The organism is Erwinia artemisiae, assembly GCF_051400835.1.
GTDB classification, from domain to species: domain Bacteria; phylum Pseudomonadota; class Gammaproteobacteria; order Enterobacterales; family Enterobacteriaceae; genus Erwinia; species Erwinia aeris.
Genome location: NZ_JBLFFM010000009.1, coordinates 128,666 through 150,306 on the forward strand (window position 1 = coordinate 128,666; position 21,641 = coordinate 150,306).

The 21,641-nt window shown below is 57.4% G+C and carries 18 protein-coding genes and 1 pseudogene; 8 read left to right on the forward strand and 11 right to left on the reverse strand.

The annotated features are described in order from the left end of the window. Positions 1-38: 38 nt before the first annotated feature. The 3 genes and pseudogenes from ACMGEE_RS18005 to ACMGEE_RS18015 form a co-directional block, all read left to right on the forward strand. A pseudogene (locus tag ACMGEE_RS18005) lies at positions 39-446 on the forward strand (methyltransferase domain-containing protein); the annotation flags it as partial. A 238-nt stretch (positions 447-684) separates the two neighbouring features. Next, a complete protein-coding gene (locus ACMGEE_RS18010) occupies positions 685-1,218 on the forward strand; it encodes a hypothetical protein (RefSeq protein WP_436830427.1) in 534 nt (177 codons plus the stop codon). A gap of 68 nt (positions 1,219-1,286) precedes the next feature. Further along, positions 1,287-1,676 carry a hypothetical protein gene (locus ACMGEE_RS18015; protein ID WP_436830428.1) on the forward strand — a complete coding sequence of 130 codons (390 nt, stop codon included), beginning with the start codon at positions 1,287-1,289 and terminating at the stop codon, positions 1,674-1,676. Between the two features lie 120 nt (positions 1,677-1,796). On the opposite strand, the gene cspE is transcribed toward ACMGEE_RS18015, so the two are convergent. Then, positions 1,797-2,009 (reverse strand): transcription antiterminator/RNA stability regulator CspE, encoded by a 213-nt coding sequence (cspE, locus tag ACMGEE_RS18020; protein ID WP_125290184.1) that lies wholly within the window; start codon positions 2,007-2,009, stop codon positions 1,797-1,799. Between the two features lie 382 nt (positions 2,010-2,391). On the opposite strand from cspE, the gene ACMGEE_RS18025 reads away from it, so the two are divergent. After that, a complete protein-coding gene (locus tag ACMGEE_RS18025; RefSeq protein ID WP_253456167.1) occupies positions 2,392-3,150 on the forward strand; it encodes an SDR family NAD(P)-dependent oxidoreductase in 759 nt (252 codons plus the stop codon). 185 nt (positions 3,151-3,335) lie between these two features. On the opposite strand, the gene ACMGEE_RS18030 is transcribed toward ACMGEE_RS18025, so the two are convergent. Next, positions 3,336-4,265 (reverse strand): alpha/beta fold hydrolase, encoded by a 930-nt coding sequence (locus tag ACMGEE_RS18030; RefSeq protein ID WP_436830429.1) that lies wholly within the window; start codon positions 4,263-4,265, stop codon positions 3,336-3,338. 415 nt (positions 4,266-4,680) lie between these two features. On the opposite strand from ACMGEE_RS18030, the gene ACMGEE_RS18035 reads away from it, so the two are divergent. After that, complete coding sequence (locus ACMGEE_RS18035; RefSeq protein WP_436830430.1) at positions 4,681-8,484, forward strand: NAD(P)-binding protein; 3,804 nt, start codon at positions 4,681-4,683, stop codon at positions 8,482-8,484. Positions 8,485-8,579: 95 nt separating this feature from the next. Here the strand turns inward: ACMGEE_RS18035 and ACMGEE_RS18040 are convergent, their stop codons facing one another. After that, a complete protein-coding gene (locus tag ACMGEE_RS18040; protein WP_253456176.1) occupies positions 8,580-9,122 on the reverse strand; it encodes a single-stranded DNA-binding protein in 543 nt (180 codons plus the stop codon). A gap of 310 nt (positions 9,123-9,432) precedes the next feature. Here ACMGEE_RS18040 and uvrA point away from each other — a divergent pair, with 310 nt between their 5' ends. Together uvrA and ACMGEE_RS18050 are read left to right on the forward strand one after the other, a co-directional pair. Next, positions 9,433-12,264 carry an excinuclease ABC subunit UvrA gene (gene uvrA / locus ACMGEE_RS18045; RefSeq protein WP_253456179.1) on the forward strand — a complete coding sequence of 944 codons (2,832 nt, stop codon included), beginning with the start codon at positions 9,433-9,435 and terminating at the stop codon, positions 12,262-12,264. Positions 12,265-12,512: 248 nt separating this feature from the next. Continuing rightward, positions 12,513-13,565 carry an NAD(P)-dependent alcohol dehydrogenase gene (locus ACMGEE_RS18050; RefSeq protein WP_125290177.1) on the forward strand — a complete coding sequence of 351 codons (1,053 nt, stop codon included), beginning with the start codon at positions 12,513-12,515 and terminating at the stop codon, positions 13,563-13,565. A 62-nt stretch (positions 13,566-13,627) separates the two neighbouring features. Here ACMGEE_RS18050 and ACMGEE_RS18055 read toward each other — a convergent pair whose 3' ends face one another. The 6 genes from ACMGEE_RS18055 to dnaB form a co-directional block, all read right to left on the reverse strand. Beyond that, positions 13,628-13,957 (reverse strand): MmcQ/YjbR family DNA-binding protein, encoded by a 330-nt coding sequence (locus ACMGEE_RS18055; protein WP_125290176.1) that lies wholly within the window; start codon positions 13,955-13,957, stop codon positions 13,628-13,630. A 1-nt stretch (position 13,958) separates the two neighbouring features. Continuing rightward, complete coding sequence (locus ACMGEE_RS18060) at positions 13,959-14,375, reverse strand: secondary thiamine-phosphate synthase enzyme YjbQ (protein WP_301252096.1); 417 nt, start codon at positions 14,373-14,375, stop codon at positions 13,959-13,961. A gap of 115 nt (positions 14,376-14,490) precedes the next feature. After that, entirely contained in the window at positions 14,491-15,684 is a 1,194-nt protein-coding gene (locus tag ACMGEE_RS18065; RefSeq protein ID WP_370734825.1) for an amino acid aminotransferase, read from the reverse strand. A 78-nt stretch (positions 15,685-15,762) separates the two neighbouring features. After that, positions 15,763-16,377 (reverse strand): YitT family protein, encoded by a 615-nt coding sequence (locus ACMGEE_RS18070; RefSeq protein WP_436830431.1) that lies wholly within the window; start codon positions 16,375-16,377, stop codon positions 15,763-15,765. Between the two features lie 232 nt (positions 16,378-16,609). Next, entirely contained in the window at positions 16,610-17,074 is a 465-nt protein-coding gene (locus tag ACMGEE_RS18075) for an Lrp/AsnC family transcriptional regulator (RefSeq protein WP_253456188.1), read from the reverse strand. A 268-nt stretch (positions 17,075-17,342) separates the two neighbouring features. Continuing rightward, on the reverse strand, positions 17,343-18,758 hold the full coding sequence (gene dnaB, locus ACMGEE_RS18080; protein WP_125290172.1) for a replicative DNA helicase: 1,416 nt from the start codon (positions 18,756-18,758) through the stop codon (positions 17,343-17,345). Between the two features lie 92 nt (positions 18,759-18,850). Between dnaB and ACMGEE_RS18085 the strand changes: the two genes are divergently transcribed. Beyond that, positions 18,851-19,831, forward strand: a complete 981-nt coding sequence (locus ACMGEE_RS18085; protein WP_369895063.1) for a quinone oxidoreductase — start codon at positions 18,851-18,853, stop codon at positions 19,829-19,831. Positions 19,832-20,071: 240 nt separating this feature from the next. Here the strand turns inward: ACMGEE_RS18085 and pspG are convergent, their stop codons facing one another. Both pspG and dusA read right to left on the reverse strand, forming a co-directional pair. Beyond that, positions 20,072-20,302, reverse strand: coding sequence for an envelope stress response protein PspG (gene pspG, locus ACMGEE_RS18090; RefSeq protein WP_253456194.1), 231 nt, complete (start codon positions 20,300-20,302; stop codon positions 20,072-20,074). 248 nt (positions 20,303-20,550) lie between these two features. Then, the gene (gene dusA, locus ACMGEE_RS18095; RefSeq protein ID WP_436830432.1) at positions 20,551-21,546 is read right to left on the reverse strand and encodes a tRNA dihydrouridine(20/20a) synthase DusA; all 996 of its coding nucleotides are present in this window, start codon (positions 21,544-21,546) and stop codon (positions 20,551-20,553) included. Between the last annotated feature and the right edge of the window lie 95 nt (positions 21,547-21,641).

Sequence of the window (21,641 nt, forward strand, 5' to 3'; positions counted from 1 at the left end):
TCGCGCTTTGGCAGTCCGCGTCCGGGATCGGCATAAATTCCGCGCATCACCGGTACGACGTCGGCCAGGCGCTGCACAAGGTAAAACGCGTCCTGAAGCCGGGCGGTAAATTTATCATGATGGATACCGCCTCGCCCGGTCAGCCGGTACTGGATGTCTGGCTGCAAACGGTGGAGATGCTGCGCGATCCTTCTCACGTACGCAATTACTCGCAGGGTGACTGGCTGAAGATGGCGAACAAAAGCGGGATGATCGTTAACCGGCTGGTGATGGATCGTCTGGATCTGGCGTTCGCTTCGTGGATCGAAAGAATGCAAACGCCGCAGACGCTGACGCAGGCGATCCTTTTGCTGCAGGAAAAAGCATCCGCCAGCGTGAAGCGCCATTATGCCCTCCAGCCGGACGGATCCTTTAGCACCGATACCCTGATGTTTCAGGCACAATAGCCCTGTTCTGCTTTGTTTATCCTCAGCTTGCTGATGCGTTTGAGCGGCATTTTTTCATCTGCCCGCCAAAACGCATTACGCTGCGGCCTTACAAACGCCGCGTGCCGGTCAGCTTTTGCGCTTTTTATAACCGTAGCAGGCTCATTCAGCCACGGTTTTCATCTCTCGCCGCATCGCTCTGGCGGGCCTGGGGTAATCAGGCCATAGTTATCGGACGCTGTCTTCGAGGAAAAATAGAATGAGAATTGCCTGTTTGGGTTGGGGATCGCTTATCTGGAAATCCGGCGTGCTGCCGGTCGAGGGCGAATGGCATAAAAATGGGCCGCCTGTGCCGATAGAATTTTCCCGCATCAGCGACGGCGGCGAGCTGGCGACGGCTATTTGTATCAACGCCGATCCCGTTCCTGCGCTGTGGGCATGGCTGACGGTTGATGACCTCGCGACGGCGTGTGAACTGTTGAAAGCCCGCGAGGCCATTCCGGCACAGCGTAGCGACGGCATCGGCTCGCTGATAGTGACCGACAGGCCGGCAGGCGCGCTGGCTAAATGGGCGCACGACCGGCATATTGATGCGGTGATCTGGACGGCTCTGCCGCCGTGCTGCGATAAGATTGAGAGCCGTACGCCTTCTTTAGAGGCGGCGCTGGCCTATCTGGACAGCCTGACGGGCGAGACGCGGGAACATGCTAAAGATTATATCTGCCGGGTGCCGGCGCAGATCGACACCACTTACCGTCGGGCCATTGTAGAAAGCTTAGGCTGGACTGACTAAACGCCCATCTTGTTACACGTTATGCTTTTCCGGTAGCGTGTCGTGAGGTGACTTTACAGGGAGGTACGATGCGCAGGTTCTGGAAGCCCCTTTCTTACTTTATTACGCTTTTATTGGGCGGCGTGCTGACGCTGGCCTGCCTGGCGGCGCTGATGATTTACTCACGCGTTGCGCCTGCCAATGAGGCTTTTCAGCAGGCCTGTCCGCGCTTTACGCCGGAAGAGGTCCGCGAGGAATATATTCGGTCGTGGCTGCGTTCGGCTGGAGAAAATGAGCGGAAAGCGGCTATCGGCCTGGACAGCCTGAGTTTTAATACCGCCCCGACTTTCGGGAACAAGATGTGGTTCGGCAAGCTCCAGGTCAGCGGCAGCAAAGGCAGTGATGAAGCTTACGTCATTCTGGACTGCCGTACGGGAATGTTCGATTATTCGGGAACTGAACTCTCCTCCGGACGGTGACTTCCTTTTCCACAGACGTAAAAAAACCCGCACGAGGCGGGTTTTTTGTCACTGTTATTATTTTCCACTTAACTGCTCAGGCTGCTGCCTTCATCGCTATCGTAAGTGTGGTAATAATATTTACAGTGCGACGACGTTTGCAGCTGAAGGGCCTTTAGCACCATTTTCGATGGTGAATTCTACCTTCTGGCCTTCGTCCAGCGTTTTGTAGTCATTACCCTGGATTGCAGAGAAATGTACAAATACGTCTTTGCTGCCGTCCTGCGGAGAAATGAAGCCGAAACCTTTATCCGCGTTAAACCATTTTACTAAACCAGTCATTTTACCAGACATCGATACTTCCTTAATTTTGAGCCACTTAAATTGGCGTGAAGGCCTGTTTCCAGAGCATAACTTATTGGGCACTTAGAAGAAGATCAGGAGGAAGGATATCGTTGGATAACGCTTGCGCTGAGGACTGCTTTACTAAAACTGCTTTCATAAGGTCTGTATTCCAAACCGATGACGCTATTAAGTCATGCCTGACTCAGTTAAGCAACGTTTATTTTTTATATTTTATTCGCGCCGGGTTTTTTGGCCGCCGGTTTAGAAACCAGCCAGCGCCAATACGCTATGATTTTACGCTATTGCGCTGGCCCGCTGCGGCAAAAAAGACGCGGGCGCTTTCGTCTGTTTTCATGCACTTAACTCAAATCCGCCTCCGGAGACGCGTTTAATGTTAAACGAAACTTACACTCGCTATAGCAGCTTGCAAAATAAGACCATCATCATCACCGGCGGCGCAAGCGGGATCGGCGCAGATCTGGTTGCGGCTTTCGCTCAGCAGCAGGGCAAGGTGCATTTTCTGGATATCGATCGCAGCGGCGAAGCGCTGGCAAAGCAGCTCGGCACAACTTTTCACTACTGCGATTTGCGTGACGGCGCGGCGTGTCGGGCGATTATTAACGATATCGCCAGCCAGGAAGGTGCGCTGGACGTGCTGATCAATAATGCCGCCAATGACGATCGCCACGATTTCTTTAGCGTGGAGCCGGCATACTGGCGCGATCGGCTGGCGGTGAATCTGGATCACCAGTTTTTCGCCAGCCAGGCGGCGGCGGAGATTATGCGCCGACAGGGATCGGGGAATATTCTACTGACCAGCTCAACCTCGTTTATGAGAGGCCGCCCCGGGATGGTCGGTTACACCACGGCCAAAGCCGCCGTTATCGGGCTGACCCAGACGCTGGCGCGTGAGCTGGGCCAGTACGGTATCCGGGTCAACTGTCTGGTACCCGGCGCAATCGCCACGCCCAGACAGCAGGCGCTGTGGCGCACGCCGGAAGCGCAGGCGGAAATTCAGGCCGCGCAGGCGCTGAAGATAGTGCTTCAGGGTCGCGACGTGGCCGCAATGGCGCTGTTTGTGGCCTCCGATGAGGCGCGAGGCTGCACCGGCGCGCAGTTTATGATCGACGCGGGTATCCGGCTCGCCTGACCTGGTCGGCGTCGCGGCTTCAGAAGCCGTCGCAGGCAGTCGAGGTTCGGCTACTCGTCTTTCTCAGGCAGGCGGCCACCAATAAACAGGCGCGGCTACTCCTCCCTCTCAGGCAGGCGGCCACCGATAAACAGGCGCGGCTACTCTCCCTTCACAAGCAGGTGGGCACCGCTGAGCAGGCGCGGCTATTCCTCATCCTCAGCCAGAAAAGGCAGCAGCGTCGCCAGCACGTTTTCCGGCACCTCCTCCTGAGGCGAATGCCCGCACGGCAACGCCTCGCCGCTGACGCACAGGGCTTTTTCCTGCCATGTGGCGACCACGTCGTAAAGCTGGCCTACCGTGCCCTTCTCGCCCCACAGCAGCAGCAAAGGGCAACGGATACGTTGATCGCTGTCCGCCGCATCGTCTGCCAGGTCGATTGTCGCCGAGGCACGATAATCTTCGCAGACCGCGTGGATCATCGCAGGATCGCGGTAACAGCGCAGATAATCGGCGAAAATTTCCGGCTCCGTGGCGCCAGGCGTTTTCAGCTGTCCTTCAATATGCTTTTGCAGGAAAAAAGCCGGATCGTTGCCGATCATTTTTTCCGGCAGCGGCTCGGGCTGGATCAGGAAAAACCACCAGAAATAGCGGGTTGCAAACGCTTTGTCGGTCTGCGAATACATGGTTGCCGTCGGCGCAATATCGAGAAAAACGCAGCGCTCCACCCGATCAGGATAATCAAGCGCCAGCCGGTGTCCGACGCGGCCGCCGCGATCGTGGCCGACAAAAGCGAAACGGTCATAGCCCAGCGCGTCCATCAGCTGGGCCACATCCTGCGCCATCACTTTTTTGGAATAGCAGCGGTGATCGGCATCGCCTGGCGGTTTATCACTGTCGCCATAGCCGCGCAGATCCGGCATCACCACCGTGTAGTGCTGGCTCAGCGCCGGCGCAATCTTCCGCCAGGCCAGGTGGTTCTGCGGATGTCCGTGCAGCAGCACCAGCGGCTTACCCTGCCCCATAACGGCAACGCGCAGCGTTATCCCGTTTGGCAGCTTTACGTCCTTAAGCGAGCAATCCGCAATAAACGGAGATGCGCCTCTTGCGGTTTCAACCTGTTGATCTGTTGCCATTTCACGCTCCCGTAATGTCATCCCCTGTGTATAAGACGGCGTTTCTGTTTTCGGGCCGCCTTCTCGTCGGAAAAGTTTAGCGTGCTTTTACAGCGCCAGAACTTTCCTGAAAGAGACGAAAATCACATTGCATTTCCGGATGCTGTCTATAATCAGTACAAAGTTTCGCCGCCTGGCTGAGTATGGCCTGCGGCGCGGCGACTTGTGCGGTTCAGTCTCCAGCCGCCTTTTCTTCTGCTCCTCACTGATTTTACCGCTTTCCCCCGTTCGCCAGCTTACGGCGGATATTGCCTTTTTTACGGCGTGGAAACGGTTTTCGGACCGATCGTAATCGGCCTGCACAGCTGCTATCCAGCCGTCGGCACCCTGACGCTGGCGGGAAAATATTCTCTTTTAAACGGTAAGGGAATTTTGCATGGCGCCATTTCGCAGTTTTTGGCAGGCGGGTTACGAAGGAGCCGATCACATTAATCCGCAGGGCCAGCGCCTGTCGATGAATGCGATTACCGACCACCTGACGCAGGCCCGACAGGATTATGCCCGGCTTAAACATTTTAATATTTCCACCGTGCGCGAAAGCGTCGGCTGGCGGCTCGCTGAAACGGCAAAGGGCTACGATTTTTCTTCCGTCGCGTTGCGAATGCAGGCCGCACGCGAACACGATATACAGATCTCCTGGACTCTGTGCCACTACGGCTGGCCTGAATACCTGAGCCTGTTTTCTTCCGAATTTATCAGCAGTTTCGCTGCATTTTGCGGCGCTTTAGCGGAATTTCTGGCGCCGTTCTATGCAGGATCGGAAGCGCCGGTTTACGCGCCGATGAATGAGATTTCTTTCCTCAGTTGGGGTATCTCGGTCGGCCTGTTCGCCTGTACGGGCGGCCCGGAAAATGACCGCGCGCTTGCCGCCAAGCGCCAGCTGGTGCGCGCCACGCTGGCCGCCTGTGACGCCATTCGCCTTGCCGATCCCCGTGCGCGCTTTCTGCACTGCGATCCCCTGATCCACGTTATCGCCGATGAAGAAAACGAAGCCTGTCGGCAGGCCGCCGGCAACATGACTGAATCCCAATATCAGGCCTGGGATATGATCGCCGGCCGCTGCGAGCCCGAACTGGGCGGCGCGCCGCACTATCTGGATCTGATTGGCGTTAATTATTATCACGACAATCAGTGGGAAGCGTTTTCCGGCCGTCGGCTCTACTGGCATCTTGGCGACGTACGCCGCAAGCCGCTGCATGCGCTGCTGCATGAGCTGCATAACCGCTACCGGCGGCCGCTACTGCTGGCCGAAACCAGCCATGTCGGCAGCGGACGCGGCGCCTGGATTGCGGAGATCGGCTCGCAGCTTGCGCAGGCGCAGCTGGCTGGCGTCACCATCAGCGGCGCTTGCCTTTATCCGATTATTGATCGACCGCTTTGGGAAGACACCGCTTTCTGGACCCGCAGCGGCTTGTGGGATCTCGATCGGCAAGGCCCCGATCCCTGTGCACGTCAGCTCCAACACCCTTATGACCATGCTCTGCTCCTGGCGCAGCGTACGATGCGCCGTTTTCATTCCTTTATCACGTCGGCCAGGGAAGCCCGGGAGAATAATATGAAAATACCAGTCCTGATTGTTTTCAGTCATCTGCGTTGGGGATTCGTTTTTCAACGCCCTCAGCATCTGCTGACCCGCCTCGCGCAGCACTACCGCATCCTGTTTGTTGAAGAGCCGATTTATCAGGCGGGAGCGGAAGAGATCCATACCAGCAGCCCGGCGCCTAACGTGACGGTGGTGCAGCCGCATACCGACGTCAACGCGCCGGGTTTTCACGACAGCCAGATCGCGCCGCTTCAGCTTCTGCTCGCCACGCTGATTGATGAGGATGAGCAGCCGCTGATTTGGTTCTATACGCCTATGGCGCTGCCTCTGCTGACGGGCCTGAAGCCGCGCGCCATTATTTACGACTGCATGGATGAGCTGTCGGCGTTCGATCAGGCGCCGCGCCAGCTCCAACAGCGTGAATCCGCGCTGATGAGCCGGGCCGATCTGGTGTTTACCGGCGGCACCAGCCTGTACGAGGCGAAAAAAAGCAAGCATCCCCACGTACACTGCTTCCCCAGCAGCGTAGACGCGGTGCATTTTGAGCAGGCGCTGGATCGCAGCAACGGCCATCCTTTGCAGGAAAATTTGCCGCCGCTGCGCCTGGGCTACTATGGCGTGATCGATGAGCGTCTGGATCTGCCGCTCATTGCGGCGCTGGCCGACAGCCATCCGGACTGGCAGATCGTTATGGTCGGGCCGGTGGTGAAAATCGATCCGGCTACGCTGTCGCAGCGCGGCAATATTCACTGGTTCGGGCAGCAGCCTTATCAGGCGCTGCCGCAGTTTCTCGCGGGCTGGGATGTCTGCCTGATGCCCTTCGCCCTGAACGCCTCCACGCGCTATATCAGCCCAACCAAAGTGCTGGAGTATATGGCGGCTCGTCTGCCTGTCGTCAGCACGGCTATCGCCGACGTGCAGCGGCACTACGCGGGGCTGGTCGAAATTGCCGATAGTCACGCGGCCTTTATCCACGCCTGTGAAAAGATGCTGAAACTGACGCCGGACGCTCGCCAGATGCTCGCCGCGAAGATGCGCACCAAAGTGGCGGAGACGTCCTGGGATCGCACTGCAGATCGAATGCACGAGCTGATGACACAGGCTGTCGTCGCCCACTCCGCGCCGTCAGCCGCCGACGCAGCCGTTAAGGCACAGGATGTCGCCTGGCTTAACGTGCAGGCCGAAGAGGCAGAGAAGGTTCCCTGTTTGATTATCGGCGCCGGGCCGACCGGGCTGAGCGCGGGCTACCACTATGGCGAAGGCGCCGTGCTGCTGGAAAAAAACGCCGCGCCCGGCGGCTGGTGCCGCTCGGTCGAACACGCCGGTTTCACCTTCGATTACGCTGGCCATATTATGTTTTCCCAGGATCCCTACGTGCTGCAGCTTTACGAGATGCTGCTGGGCGATAACCTGCACTGGCAGGATCGGGAGGCCTGGGTTTACAGCGAGGGCGTGCACACCCGCTACCCTTTCCAGTCCGCGCTGCATGGGCTGCCGCCGGAGGTGATCAAAGAGTGCATCCTTGGCGCTATCGAAGCGCGCTATGGCGAGGCCGAAGCGCAGGCGGTGCCGCTTAACGCCGCGGCCGCCAGGGATTTGCGCCGCACGGAGAACCGTCTTAGCCACCGCGACTGCTGCGCGGATGGATCGGTGCCCGATGAAGCGTGCGCACTGACCGTCGGCAAACCGGAAAATTTTGAGCAGTTTATCCTGCATACGTGGGGAAAAGGCATCGCGCGTTATTTTGCGCTGCCCTACAACAACAAGCTGTGGAAGCTGCCGCTGAGCGAAATGGAAACCTCATGGCTCGGCGGCCGCGTGCCCTTACCGGATTTGGATCAGATTATCGACGGCGCGCTGAAGCCGCTGGCGAAGCCGGTCGGCCCAAACGCCCGCTTCGGCTATCCGCTGCGCGGCGGTTTTCAGGCGTTGATGTCCGGTTTTTTACCCCATCTGAAATGCAGGCTGGAAACCAATGCTGCTATCGTCAAGATCCTGCCGCAGGCGCGCACCGCGCTGCTGGCCGACGGACGGGCCTTTCGCTATGAGCAGCTGATCAATACTATGCCGCTGCCGGAACTGATCGTTCTGATGGGCGATGAAGCGCCGCAAAACGTGCAGGCAGCCGCCAGGCATTTGCGTCATGTTTCAGTGCGCTGCGTCAACCTGGGCATCGGCCGCGCTAACCTTAGCGAGAAACACTGGATTTACTATCCGGGCGAGACGATCTTCCACCGCATTTTCCTGCAAGGCAACGCCAGTCCGTTTAATAACCCGAAAGATGGCTTTGGCCTGACCTGCGAGATCAGCTATTGCGCGGAGCACCCTTTGCCGCTGAAAGGCGACGCGCTGATAGCCCGCTGCGTGGAGGATTGTATTCGGGTTGGTATTATCCGCGCTGACGATCCCGTGATTACCGCCAGCGAGGTCGATATGCCTTACGCCTATGTGGTGTACGACCATCACCGCCAGGCGAACGTCGCGTTAATCCGCCAGTGGCTGCTGACCCAGGATATTCATCTGTCGGGTCGCTATAGCGAGTGGGAGTACTACAATTCGGATCACGCGTTCCTGGCCGGTAAACGCGCGGCAGAGAACGTAAAAAGCGAGAGCGTCGCCACCAGCACGCTGGGTTAATCCGCTGCGGCTATAAAACTGCGGCCATAAAAAAACCCCGTATAAACGGGGTTTTTGCTGTTTAGTCTGCCCAGGCCTTGGCCCGGCGACAATAATCAGAACGGGATATCGTCATCGAAATCCATTGGCGGCTCGTTGCCCGCCGGCGCGCTGTTCTGCTGCGGCTGTGGACGAGACTGCTGCTGCTGGCCGCCGCTGAACTGGTTGCCGCCCGCAGGCTGCTGCGGCTGGCCCCAGCCGTTGTTGTTGTTCTGACCCTGGCCGCCGCCAGCCGGTGCGCCGCCGCCCTGACGGCCGCCCAGCATCTGCATGGTGCCGCCAACGTTAACCACAACCTCGGTGGTGTACTTCTCCACGCCCGCCTGGTCGGTCCATTTACGGGTTTGCAGCGCCCCTTCGATATAAACCTGAGAGCCTTTTCGCAGGTATTCGCCCGCCACTTCCGCCAGCTTGCCGAACAGCACTACGCGGTGCCATTCCGTTTTCTCTTTGGTTTCGCCGGTCTGCTTGTCACGCCAGCTTTCGGACGTGGCCAGCGTAATGTTGGCAACGGCGCCGCCATTCGGCATATAGCGGACTTCCGGATCCTGACCCAGATTTCCCACCAGGATTACTTTATTTACGCCTCTGCTGGCCATGTTCGTCTCTCCGATAAATGTTCTTAGCTTAAGGATGAAATTCTAACACGCCCTACCCATAGATTATACCTTCGGATCCGGGTTTCAGAGGCAGATCGCAAAGGGTCGCTTTCAGGCGCAGCCTTTCGGCAGGCGGGGCGGGCAGGATCGCAAAATGCCCTGGCGCCGCCTGGCAATGCCAGGATCCCGTGGCGTATTATACAGCAAAGTACTGTATATCCATTCAGCTTTTTTTGTGCCATACTAACAGGCTTAATTCTGGCCGTGCCGGACAGGCATGGTGACGTCCGTGTTAATCCGGGAATTGTGAATGGATAAGATCGAAGTACGGGGTGCCCGCACCCATAATCTGAAGAATATCAACCTGATCATCCCGCGCGACAAACTGATCGTTGTCACCGGCCTGTCGGGTTCGGGTAAGTCCTCGCTGGCGTTTGATACGCTGTATGCCGAGGGGCAGCGCCGCTACGTGGAATCCCTTTCCGCCTATGCGCGTCAGTTCCTCTCGCTGATGGAAAAGCCGGATGTCGATCATATAGAAGGGCTGTCGCCAGCTATCTCGATCGAACAGAAATCAACCTCGCATAACCCACGCTCTACCGTCGGCACCATTACGGAAATCCACGACTACCTGCGCCTGCTGTTTGCTCGCGTGGGCGAACCGCGCTGCCCGGACCACGACGTCACGCTGGCGGCGCAGACGGTCAGCCAGATGGTGGATAACGTGCTGTCGGAGCCGGAAGGCCGCCGCCTGATGCTGCTCGCGCCTATTGTTAAAGAACGCAAGGGCGAGCACACCAAAACGCTGGAAAACCTGGCTTCACAGGGCTATATCCGCGCGCGCATCGACGGCGAGGTCTGCGATCTCTCCGATCCGCCGAAGCTGGAGCTGCAAAAGAAACACACTATCGAAGTAGTGGTGGATCGCTTCAAGGTGCGGGAAGATCTGAAACAGCGCCTGGCGGAATCTTTTGAGACGGCGCTGGAGCTTTCCGGCGGCACCGCCGTGATCGCCGATATGGACGACGCGCAGGCGGAAGAGCTGATCTTCTCCGCCAATTTCGCCTGTCCAATCTGCGGCTACAGCATGACGGAGCTGGAACCACGCCTGTTCTCGTTCAACAATCCGGCCGGCGCCTGCCCGACCTGCGACGGTCTGGGCGTACAGCAATATTTCGATCCGGATCGCGTGGTGCAAAACCCGGAGCTGTCGCTGGCCGGCGGCGCTATCCGCGGCTGGGATCGCCGTAACTTTTACTACTTCCAGATGCTGCGCTCGCTGGCCGAACACCTGGATTTCGACATCGAAGCGCCGTTTGATTCACTGAGCGACAAGGCTCGCAAAATCATCCTGTACGGCTCCGGCAAAGAGAGCATCGAGTTTAAATACATCAACGATCGCGGCGATACCTCCGTGCGTCGCCATCCGTTCGAAGGCGTGCTGCATAATATGGAGCGCCGTTACAAAGAGACGGAGTCCGCCGCGGTGCGCGAGGACCTGGCGAAGTTTATCAGCAACCGCGCCTGTGCGACCTGTGAAGGTACGCGTCTGCGCCGTGAGGCGCGCCACGTCTACGTTGAGAACACCACGCTGCCGACTATTTCGGATATGAGCATCGGCCATGCAATGGCGTTCTTCCAGAACATGAAGCTGAGCGGCCAGCGCGCCAAAATCGCCGAGAAAGTGCTGAAAGAGATCGGCGATCGCCTGAAGTTTTTGGTTAACGTCGGCCTGAATTACTTGTCGATGTCCCGCTCTGCTGAAACGCTGTCGGGCGGCGAAGCACAGCGTATCCGTCTGGCGAGCCAGATCGGTGCCGGGCTGGTGGGCGTGATGTACGTGCTGGATGAGCCTTCTATCGGCCTGCACCAGCGCGATAACGAGCGCCTGCTGGAGACGCTGGTACACCTGCGCGATCTAGGCAACACCGTGATCGTGGTAGAGCATGATGAAGATGCGATCCGCGCTGCCGATCACGTGATCGATATCGGGCCGGGTGCGGGCGTGCACGGTGGCCAGGTGGTGGCGGAAGGCACCGTTGACGACATCATGGCGGTGAAGGAGTCGCTGACCGGACAGTACCTGAGCGGCGAGCGCGGTATTCAGGTGCCGGAAGAGCGCGTCAAAGCCGATGCCAGCAAAGTGCTGAAGCTGAGCGGCGCAAAAGGCAACAACCTGAAGGACGTCACGCTGACGCTGCCGGTTGGCCTGTTCAGCTGCATTACCGGCGTGTCCGGTTCCGGCAAGTCGACGCTGATCAACGATACGCTGTTCCCTATCGCGCAGCGCCAGCTGAACGGCGCCACCATCGCCGAGGCGGCACCCTACCGCGAAATTACCGGCATGGAGCATTTCGATAAGGTTATCGATATCGACCAAAGCCCGATCGGGCGTACGCCGCGCTCCAACCCGGCCACCTATACCGGCATCTTTACGCCGGTGCGCGAACTGTTTGCGGGCGTGCCAGAGTCGCGCACGCGCGGCTATACGCCGGGCCGCTTCAGCTTTAACGTACGCGGCGGACGCTGCGAAGCCTGTCAGGGCGACGGCGTGATTAAGGTGGAAATGCACTTCCTGCCGGATATCTACGTGCCGTGCGACCAGTGTAAGGGCAAGCGCTATAACCGTGAGACGCTGGAGATTAAATACAAAGGCAAAAGCATTCACCAGGTGCTGGAGATGACTATCGAAGAAGCGCGCGAGTTCTTCGATGCGGTGCCTGCGCTGGCGCGTAAGCTACAAACGCTGATGGACGTGGGCCTTTCCTATATCCGTCTGGGGCAGTCGGCCACCACGCTTTCCGGCGGCGAGGCGCAGCGCGTCAAGCTGGCCCGCGAGCTGTCGAAGCGCGGCACCGGTCAGACGCTCTACATCCTGGATGAGCCGACCACCGGCCTGCACTTTGCCGATATCCAGCAGCTGCTGGCCGTGCTGCACCAGCTGCGCGATCAGGGCAATACCATCGTGGTGATTGAGCACAACCTGGACGTGATCAAAACGGCTGACTGGATTGTCGATCTCGGCCCGGAAGGCGGCAGCGGCGGCGGCGAGATCCTGGTCTCCGGCACGCCGGAAACGGTGGCGGAGTGCAAAGAGTCGCATACCGCACGCTTCCTTAAACCGCTACTGGCAAAGAAATAGTTTGCCACGAAGGCGCGAGTCGTTAACGGCTCGCGCCTTTTTTCCCTCTGCACTGCCGTTATCGCTTCCGCCATTTTCTTCCGCGTCTGCAATAAAACTTTCTTATTAGCGCCTGTTTTTTGTCATTTTCCCCTAAAACTTGCAGGATCAGGCAAGATTTAAACAGGTTCCGGCATACCCCTGCGCGGAACGGGCCACTATCCTTAATGAGCCGTGAGGCACACGCCATTCCATTATCAGGAGAGTCCATGAATATTACCCATGCTTATGCCGCTAAAAGCGCCGATGCGAAGCTTGCGCCTTTTGAATTCCAGCCGCGCGAACTGCGTGAGCACGACGTACAGATTGAAATTCTTTACTGCGGCGTCTGCCATTCCGATTTACACCAGGCCCGCAACGAGTGGAAAAACACCATTTTTCCCGTCGTACCGGGACATGAAATCGTAGGTCGCGTGACCGCCGTCGGCGGCCATACGCACAAGTATAAAATCGGCGATTTAGTCGGCGTCGGCTGTCTGGTTGATTCCTGCCGCACCTGCGACAGCTGTAAAGAAGACCTGGAGCAGTATTGCGAAAACGGCTTTACCGGCACCTATAACGGTGAAGATCGCGAAACCGGCGACATCACCTACGGCGGCTACTCAACGCAGATCGTCGTCAATGAAGACTTCGTGCTGCGCGTGCCGGAGAATCTGGATCCCGCAGGCGCCGCGCCGCTGCTGTGCGCCGGCATCACCACCTATTCGCCGCTGAGCCACTGGGGCGCAGGCCCGGGCAAAAAAGTCGGTATCGTCGGCCTGGGCGGTCTGGGCCATATGGGCGTGAAAATCGCACACGCGATGGGCGCGCACGTCGTGCTGTTCACCACCTCGCCTTCTAAGGTAGAAGATGGCAAACGCCTGGGCGCGGATGAAGTGGTGATTTCTAAAGATCCTGAGCAGATGGCACAGCACGCCAACAGCTTTGATTTTATCCTGAATACCGTGGCGGCTCCGCACGATTTGAACCCGTTTATCACGCTGCTGCGTCGCGACGGCAACATGACGCTGGTTGGCGCGCCGGAACACGATCATCCATCACCGCAGGTGTTTAACCTGATTTTCAAACGCCGCAGCATCGCCGGTTCGCTGATTGGCGGCATCAAAGAAACGCAGGAAATGCTGGATTTCTGCGGCAAGCACAACATCACCTCGGATATCGAGATGATCAAAATGGACGAAATCAACGAAGCCTACGAACGTATGCTGAAAAGCGACGTGAAGTACCGTTTTGTGATTGATATCGCCACGCTGCGCGGATAAACGTTCTTCAGGCATCCTGAAGCCCGATGGGTATCAGGGTGCCTGAGCCGCGTCTTCTTTCACTACGCCGTTCGCGTAGCCAGCGCCTGCTGAAGCGAGGCGTCGATCAGATAGTAAATCTGCGAATCCTTCAGCGAGCCATCCAGCAGCACGGTGCTCCAGTGCGTTTTATTCAGATGCGCGGCGGGCACCACATCGCTGTGCTTTTCCCGCAGTAAATCCGCCAGCGCGGGCGTCGACTTCAGAGTTACCGCAGGACGGTCGTCCACTTCATGTACCATCGCAAACAGCACGTCATCCACTTTTATCTGGGTCGCTTTCCAGTCGTTATGCACGACCTGCTCCGCGCCCGGCTTATCCATGCAGTAAGAAAGTAAATCCGATACGTTCATGTCATTCCCCCTGTAACGTGGCGATAATGCGGCGGCTGCCGCCGTGATTGCGATGCTCGCCCAGCCAGATGCCTTGCCAGGTGCCCAGCAGCAGCTTGCCACGGCTCACCGGCAGCGTCAGCGACACGCCCAGCGACGAAGATTTTATATGCGCAGGCATATCGTCCGCGCCTTCGTAATCATGCTCATAGTTCGCCTTTTCCGGTACCTGCCGCAAAAAATGGTTTTCCATGTCGCTTCTCACCGTGGGATCGCAATTTTCATTCAGCGTCAGCGAGGCGGAAGTATGCTGAAGCAGCAGATGCAGCAGGCCGACCTGCACATCGCCAAGCCGCCGCAGCTCCTGGACGATCTCGTCCGTTACCAGATGAAAGCCGCGGGATTTGGGATCCAGGGTGATTGTCTGCTGATACCACATCGTTATGCTCCTTAACTGAATACGTTCCGTTAAGTGTGCAGCATGATGGGAAAAGGTAAACCTGCGGAGGGAAAAAAGAGTGAAAAAGGCCGGACGGGCGTCCGGCCACAGCGGCTTACATGACCGCGGCGAAGGCTTCGGCAACCTGATGCACGTTCTCGTTGTTCAGGCCCGCCACGCACATACGGCCGCTGGCAATCAAATAGATGCCGAACTCGTCACGCAGGCGATCGACCTGTGCCGCGCTCAGACCGGTGTAGCTAAACATGCCGCGCTGCTTCAGCAGGTAATCGAAGTTTTTTCCCGGCACCGCCGTAGTCAGCACGTCCACCAGCGCCTGACGCATGGTGGAAATGCGCACGCGCATCGCCTCGACTTCCGCCAGCCACTGCGCTTTCAGCGCCGCGTCGTTCAGCACGCAGGCCACCACCTGAGCGCCAAAGTTTGGCGGGCTGGAGTAGTTGCGGCGCACGGTGGCCTTCAACTGGCCCAGCACGCGGGAAGCTTCTTCCGCATCTTCACAGACCACGGAAAGACCGCCGACGCGCTCGCCGTACAGCGAGAAGATTTTTGAGAAAGAGTTGCTGACCAGCGCCGGTAGACCTGCGGCGGCAATCGCGCGGATCGCATAGGCGTCTTCTTCCATGCCTTCGCCAAAGCCCTGATAGGCAATATCCAGGAAGGGGATCAGATCGCGCTCTTTCAGTACCGCCGTCACGCTGTCCCACTGCTGGTTAGTCAGATCGGCGCCGGTTGGATTATGGCAGCAGGGATGCAGCAGCACGATGCTCTGCGGCGGCAGCGTCTTCAGCGTGGCGATCAGCTCTTCGAACTTCACGCCGTTGGTCGCATCGTCGTACCACGGATAGGTGTTTACCTGGAAACCCGCGCCGGAAAAGATCGCAATATGGTTTTCCCAGGTTGGGTTACTGACCCAGACCTGGGAGCCGGGAAAATACGCCTTGAGGAAATCCGCACCGACCTTCAGCGCGCCGGAGCCGCCAACGGTCTGGATGGTGGCAATACGCCCGGCCTGCAGCATTGGATGCTCTTGGCCAAACAGCAGCGGCGCAACCGCGCTGCGGTAGGACGGCAGCCCTTCCATCGGCAGATAGAGAGAAGCATCGTGCGCCTGCGCGTTCAGACGCGCTTCCGCTGCGGCCACCGCCTTCAGCTGAGGAATAACGCCCTGGCCGTCGTAATACAGCCCGATGCTCAGGTTAACCTTGTGGGGGCGCGTATCCTGCTTGTAGGTTTCCATCAGGGAAAGGATCGGATCGCCAGCATAGGCATCAACGTTTTGAAACACGGTGCAAATCTCCATTAATTAGTTGGTCGGACGCTGTGGCGCTCGCGGCCTTGCGCGACGAAGGGCGCCGCGCCTGGTTCAGACAGCGTAACGGCCAGGGCGGTGGTTCATGGCGATAATCAGGTTAAGGATCGCCGCGCCCGCAACCGAGGCCGCCAGCATCGGCAACGGCACCACAAACAGCGAGGCCAGTACCACGCAGGTATCGACCGCCATCTGTAATTTTCCGGCACGGATACCGTAACGATCCTGTAGCCATAACGCCAGAATATTCACGCCGCCCAGGCTGGCCTTATGGCGGAACAGTACTATAAACCCAATCCCCATAATGACGTTACCGAACAGCGTGGCGTAAAAGGGATCCAGCGCGGAAAAATGGATAAAAAGCGTATGCAGATGGGTAAACAGCGACACCAGGCCGACGGCGCTGAAGGTTTTAAGGGTAAACGCCCAGCCCATGCGCTTAACCGCCAGCCAGTAAAAAGGCAGGTTGATCAGGAAAAAAGCCAAGCCGAAAGAAGCGTGCGTCAGATAGCTAAGCAGAAAAGCGATACCTGCGGTGCTGCCGGTCAGGGCACCCGCGCTTTTTAACAGCATTACGCCAAACGAGACCATCAGCGTTCCAAACAGCAGCGCCAGCGCATCTTCGATAAAGGTATGGGGGACTTTAACAGGCTGAATGACGTTATCCATAAGGTTGATTCTCTGAGAAATAAACGCTGACTCAGCAAGAATCGCACCACTCTTTTGCCATTCGGGTGATGGCGAGACAAGTGATTGACTGGAAAGAATTAACCTTGTGCGCATTTACGGGGTAAAAGCATCAATATATGCATGAATAAGAGGAAACACGCTTATATCTCGCATGGCATACCCTGACCATGCACTAAATTGATCCACATCTGCACCAAAAAAGGGCTATTGGTCAGCCAGGCGTCATCATGCCGTTTTCTTTCAGACGGGTGAGCACGACAGAGGTCTTAACATGCGACACGCTTCGATGTCCCGCCACCAGCTGGCTAATCAGCGCGCTCAACGCGGGCAAATCGGCGACGGCGACCTTTAGCAGATAGTCGGCGTCGCCGGTGGTTTTCCAGGCATCGACGATAGCCGTTTCTTCAGCCACCATGCGGGTAAAGCTGTCCACGTATTCAGCAGTGTGGTTAATCAGGCGGACTTCAATCAGGCCGATCAGGCCCAGCCCTACCGCATTAGCTGAAAGCCGTGCGTGATAGCCGAGGATCAGCCCCGCCTGCTCAAGGTTGATGCGGCGGCGGGAGCACTGCGAAGCGGAAAGCCCGACCAGATCGCTCAGCTCCTGGTTAGTCAGGCGGCCATTGCTTTCCAGCAGCGTCAGTATTTTGAAGTCATAATCATCGATCTGGGTCATCATTTATCCGGCGGCTAATTATTTTTCCTGCCGGACAGGTAAGCGCAGTTCCCGCCTCGTTGTCCAATACTATTTTCCTAAGGGAAAAACTGCTGCCGGGTAAACACACGCTTATTGGTAATGACTTTCTTGTCAGAGATTAATATTCAAAAAAATTACGAGAAGAACAGCAGGAGAGAATAAAGGGTTAGCGTATTAATATGCCTGAAGGCAATGAAAACCCTCTTCCAATAACGGCCGCTATTGGAAGAGGCAAAGAAAGAAGAGCTTATTCGTCGTCGTACTGCGGGCCGGCGTAGTTATCAAAGCGCGACCACTGGCCGTTAAAGGTCAGGCGCACCGTGCCGATAGGGCCGTTACGCTGCTTGCCCAGAATGATTTCCGCAATGCCTTTCAGATCGCTGTTTTCGTGGTAAACCTCGTCACGATAGATAAACATGATCAGGTCGGCATCCTGCTCGATGGAGCCGGACTCACGCAGATCGGAGTTAACGGGACGCTTATCGGCACGCTGTTCAAGAGAACGGTTAAGCTGCGACAGCGCCACGACCGGCACCTGCAGCTCTTTTGCCAGCGCCTTCAGCGAGCGGGAAATCTCGGCAATCTCCAGCGTACGGTTATCGGACAGCGCCGGGACGCGCATCAGCTGCAGGTAGTCGATCATAATCAGGCTTAACCCGCCGTGCTCACGGAAAATACGTCGCGCGCGCGAGCGCACTTCCGTTGGCGTCAGGCCGGAAGAGTCATCGATAAACATGTTCTTCTTCTCCAGCAGGATGCCCATCGTGCTGGAAATACGCGCCCAGTCTTCGTCATCCAGCTGGCCGGTACGAATACGGGTCTGGTCAACGCGGGAAAGCGAGGCCAGCATACGCATCATCAGCTGTTCGCCGGGCATTTCCAGGCTGAAGATCAATACCGGTTTATCCTGCAACATCGCCGCGTTTTCGCAGAGGTTCATGGCAAACGTGGTTTTACCCATCGACGGACGCGCCGCCACGATAATCAAATCCGAGCGCTGGAGACCTGCGGTCTTCTTATTAAGATCCTGATAGCCGGTGTCAACGCCGGTTACGCCATCATGCGGCGTTTGGTAAAGCGATTCGATCCTGGAGATCGTCGCTTCCAGGATCTGATCGACGCTTTTCGGCCCTTCATCCTTGTTGGCGCGATTTTCGGCGATCTGGAAAACGCGGGATTCCGCCAGATCGAGCAGATCTTCGCTGGTGCGGCCTTGCGGATCGTAACCGGCATCGGCGATCTCGTTTGCCACCGCGATCATTTCGCGTACCACCGCTCGTTCGCGTACGATGTCGGCATAGGCGCCTATGTTCGCCGCACTTGGCGTATTTTTCGATAATTCAGCCAGGTAAGCGAAGCCGCCGACCATGCTGAGTTCACCTTTGGTTTCCAGCGACTCGGAAAGCGTGATCAGATCGATTGGCTTGCCCATTTCCAGCAGCCGCTGCATTTCGCTGAAGATCATGCGATGCGGACGACTAAAGAAGTCCTGCGCCACCACGCGCTCAGAGACGTTATCCCAGCGCTCGTTATCCAGCATCAGGCCGCCCAACACGGACTGCTCCGCTTCCAGCGAATGGGGCGGCAGCTTCAGCCCTTCCATTTGCCGGTCGCGCGGCTCACGGTTTTCATTGGATTTGTTGGTGGGTTTATTTCCTGCCATAGTGATGTAATACCTTGTGTGGGGACGCGCCAGTATACCCGTTTGACGGCCTTTCGTCCTCCATCAATCACGCGCAATCAACAGGAGTGACCATGCCAAAACGCATACAAATCAGTCAGCACGGCGGCCCGGAAGTGATGCAGATTATCGATGCGGCCATCCCGGAACCGGCCGCTGACGAGGTTGTGGTTGAGAACAAAGCGATAGGCATTAACTACATTGATACCTACGTGCGCAGCGGGCTTTATCCGGCTTCGCTGCCTTCTGGCCTGGGAACGGAAGCGGCTGGCGTGGTAAAGAGCGTGGGCGAAGGCGTGACTACGGTTAAGGTTGGCGATCGCGTGGTTTATGCGCAGTCGGCGCTGGGTGCCTACAGCGAATATCATGCCGTTGCGGCTGACAAGCTGGCGCTGCTGCCGGACGCCATCTCTTTTGAGCAGGCGGCGGCCTCGTTTCTGAAAGGGCTGACCGTGCATTACCTGCTGCGGCAGACCTACGTGGTACAGCCGGACGAAACCTTTCTGTTTCAGGCGGCGGCGGGCGGCGTAGGGCTGATCGCCTGCCAGTGGGCGAAAGCGCTGGGCGCGCATCTGATCGGCACCGTCGGCTCGGCGGAAAAAGCGGCAAGAGCCAAAGAGGCCGGCGCCTGGGAAACCATTAACTATCGCGAAGAAGATGTGGCAAAGCGCGTGCTGGAACTGACCAACGGCAAGAAAGTGCGCGTGGTGTACGACTCGGTAGGCAAGGATACCTGGGAAGCCTCGCTGGACTGCCTGCAGCGGCGCGGCCTGATGGTCAGCTTCGGCAACGCCTCCGGGCCGGTGACCGGGGTGAATTTATCGACGCTCACCCAGAAAGGATCGCTGTACGTGACCCGCCCTTCTCTTAACGGCTATATTACCAACGCCGATGCGCTGACGCAGGCCAGCAACGAGCTGTTTTCGCTGATAGCCAGCGGTGCGATTAAGGTAGAGGTGCCGGAACAGCAGAAGTTTGCGTTAACGGACGCGCAGCAGGCGCATAAAACATTGCAAAGCCGTGCCACTCAAGGCTCCTGCCTGCTGATCCCCTGACGGCAAACGCGCCAGGCCTGTCAGAAATAAGTGGGGCTTCCCGTAGGAAGCCCCTTTTTCTTTTTTATAGTTCGCGCTGGTTGTAGGGTCAGCGGCGATGAATTTCGGCAATTCAGTAAAATCATCCTGACAGAATTCATAAGTAAAAAATATGTTTAATTGCAAATTTGTCTGTGCGATCTGCCAGGTTGTGATCGACTCCGCATTACCTTTTGCAAACCTGGCGTCAACGCTCTGAAATTAGCGAGATATCCAGCGTGCTGTTTTTGACGGCGGTTTACGGTATGCGCGATAAATCCATACCGCAGCGACCGCCAGCGCCAGCCAAGGCAGCATTTTAATGACCACCATCAGCAAACCGGCGAACATCATCACTACGCTGGCGACAAACAGCGCCAGGATAATCCCCAGCAGCGAAACGCCCGTCAGCAGCAGCATGACAAAAAAGCCAAGCACGAAAAAGATTTCCATCAGCGTTCCTCCTGTTAAAGATGCTGTAGCACTATTACAAGATCCGTGCCAGAAATGCATTTCATCTGAAGCTTTGAATTTAATGGGAAAGGATAAAAGAACCGCACGGAGGGCCTGGTCAATATCGCTATTACCTGGCGCGATATTGACCAGGTAATAGCGAGCCAGCAGCAGGCCGTGCTTTACAGGCGGTCATTCGAGGATTTCTGCCGGCCGCCGCTTACTGATAGCACCTTTGGCCCGACGGCTTATACCGCTGTCGGCACCTTGTCGGCCACCAGCGCCAGCGCGGCTTCCAGCGTCTCTACGTTCGCACCCGGCTTGTGGGCATTTTCACTCAGATAACGACGCCACTGGCGTGCGCCAGGGATCCCCTGAAACAGCCCCAGCATATGGCGAGTGATATGGCCCAGGTAAGTTCCCTGCGCCAGTTCGCTTTCAATATAAGGGTACATTGAGCGCACCACCGCCACCGGATTGACCGCAGGACGATCGCAGCCAAACAGCTCCCGGTCAACCTCTGCCAGCATCCCCGGATTTTGATAGGCTTCGCGGCCTACCATCACGCCATCCACATGCTGCAAATGCGCTTTGGCTTCCGCCAGCGACTTGATGCCGCCGTTAATCGACAGCGTCAAATGCGGAAAATCACGTTTCAGCTGATAAACGCGCTCGTAGTCCAGCGGCGGGATCTCGCGGTTCTCTTTCGGGCTGAGGCCGGAAAGCCAGGCTTTACGCGCATGGATAATAAACATGTCGCAGCCGCCCTGTTCCGATACCTGACGAATAAAATCGCAGAGAAACTCATAGCTGTCCTGCTCATCAATGCCGATACGGGTTTTTACCGTGACCGGAATCGACACGCGATCGCGCATGGCCTTCACCGCGTCCGCCACCAGCGCGGCTTCTCCCATCAGGCAGGCGCCGAAGCGTCCGTTCTGCACGCGGTCGGAAGGACAACCGACGTTCAGGTTGATCTCGTTATAGCCGCGAGCCTGCGCCAGTTCGGCACATTGCGCCAGCGCAAGCGGATCGCTGCCGCCAAGCTGCAGGGCAACCGGCTGCTCCTGCTGGTTCCAGGCCAGATAGTCACCTTTGCCATGAATAATGGCGCCGGTGGTGACCATCTCAGTGTAAAGCAGCGCCTGACGGCTCAGCTGACGGTGAAAGTAGCGGCAGTGGCGGTCGGTCCAGTCCAGCATTGGCGCAACAGAAAAACGGTGGGCAGGTAAATTTTGGGTCATAAAGCGCAAAGACTCTGATTAACAAATGACGATAATGTGCGCAATGATAGCATGACTGCCCGCAATCGCTAAACGGGCTGTAAGGGCGCACGGTG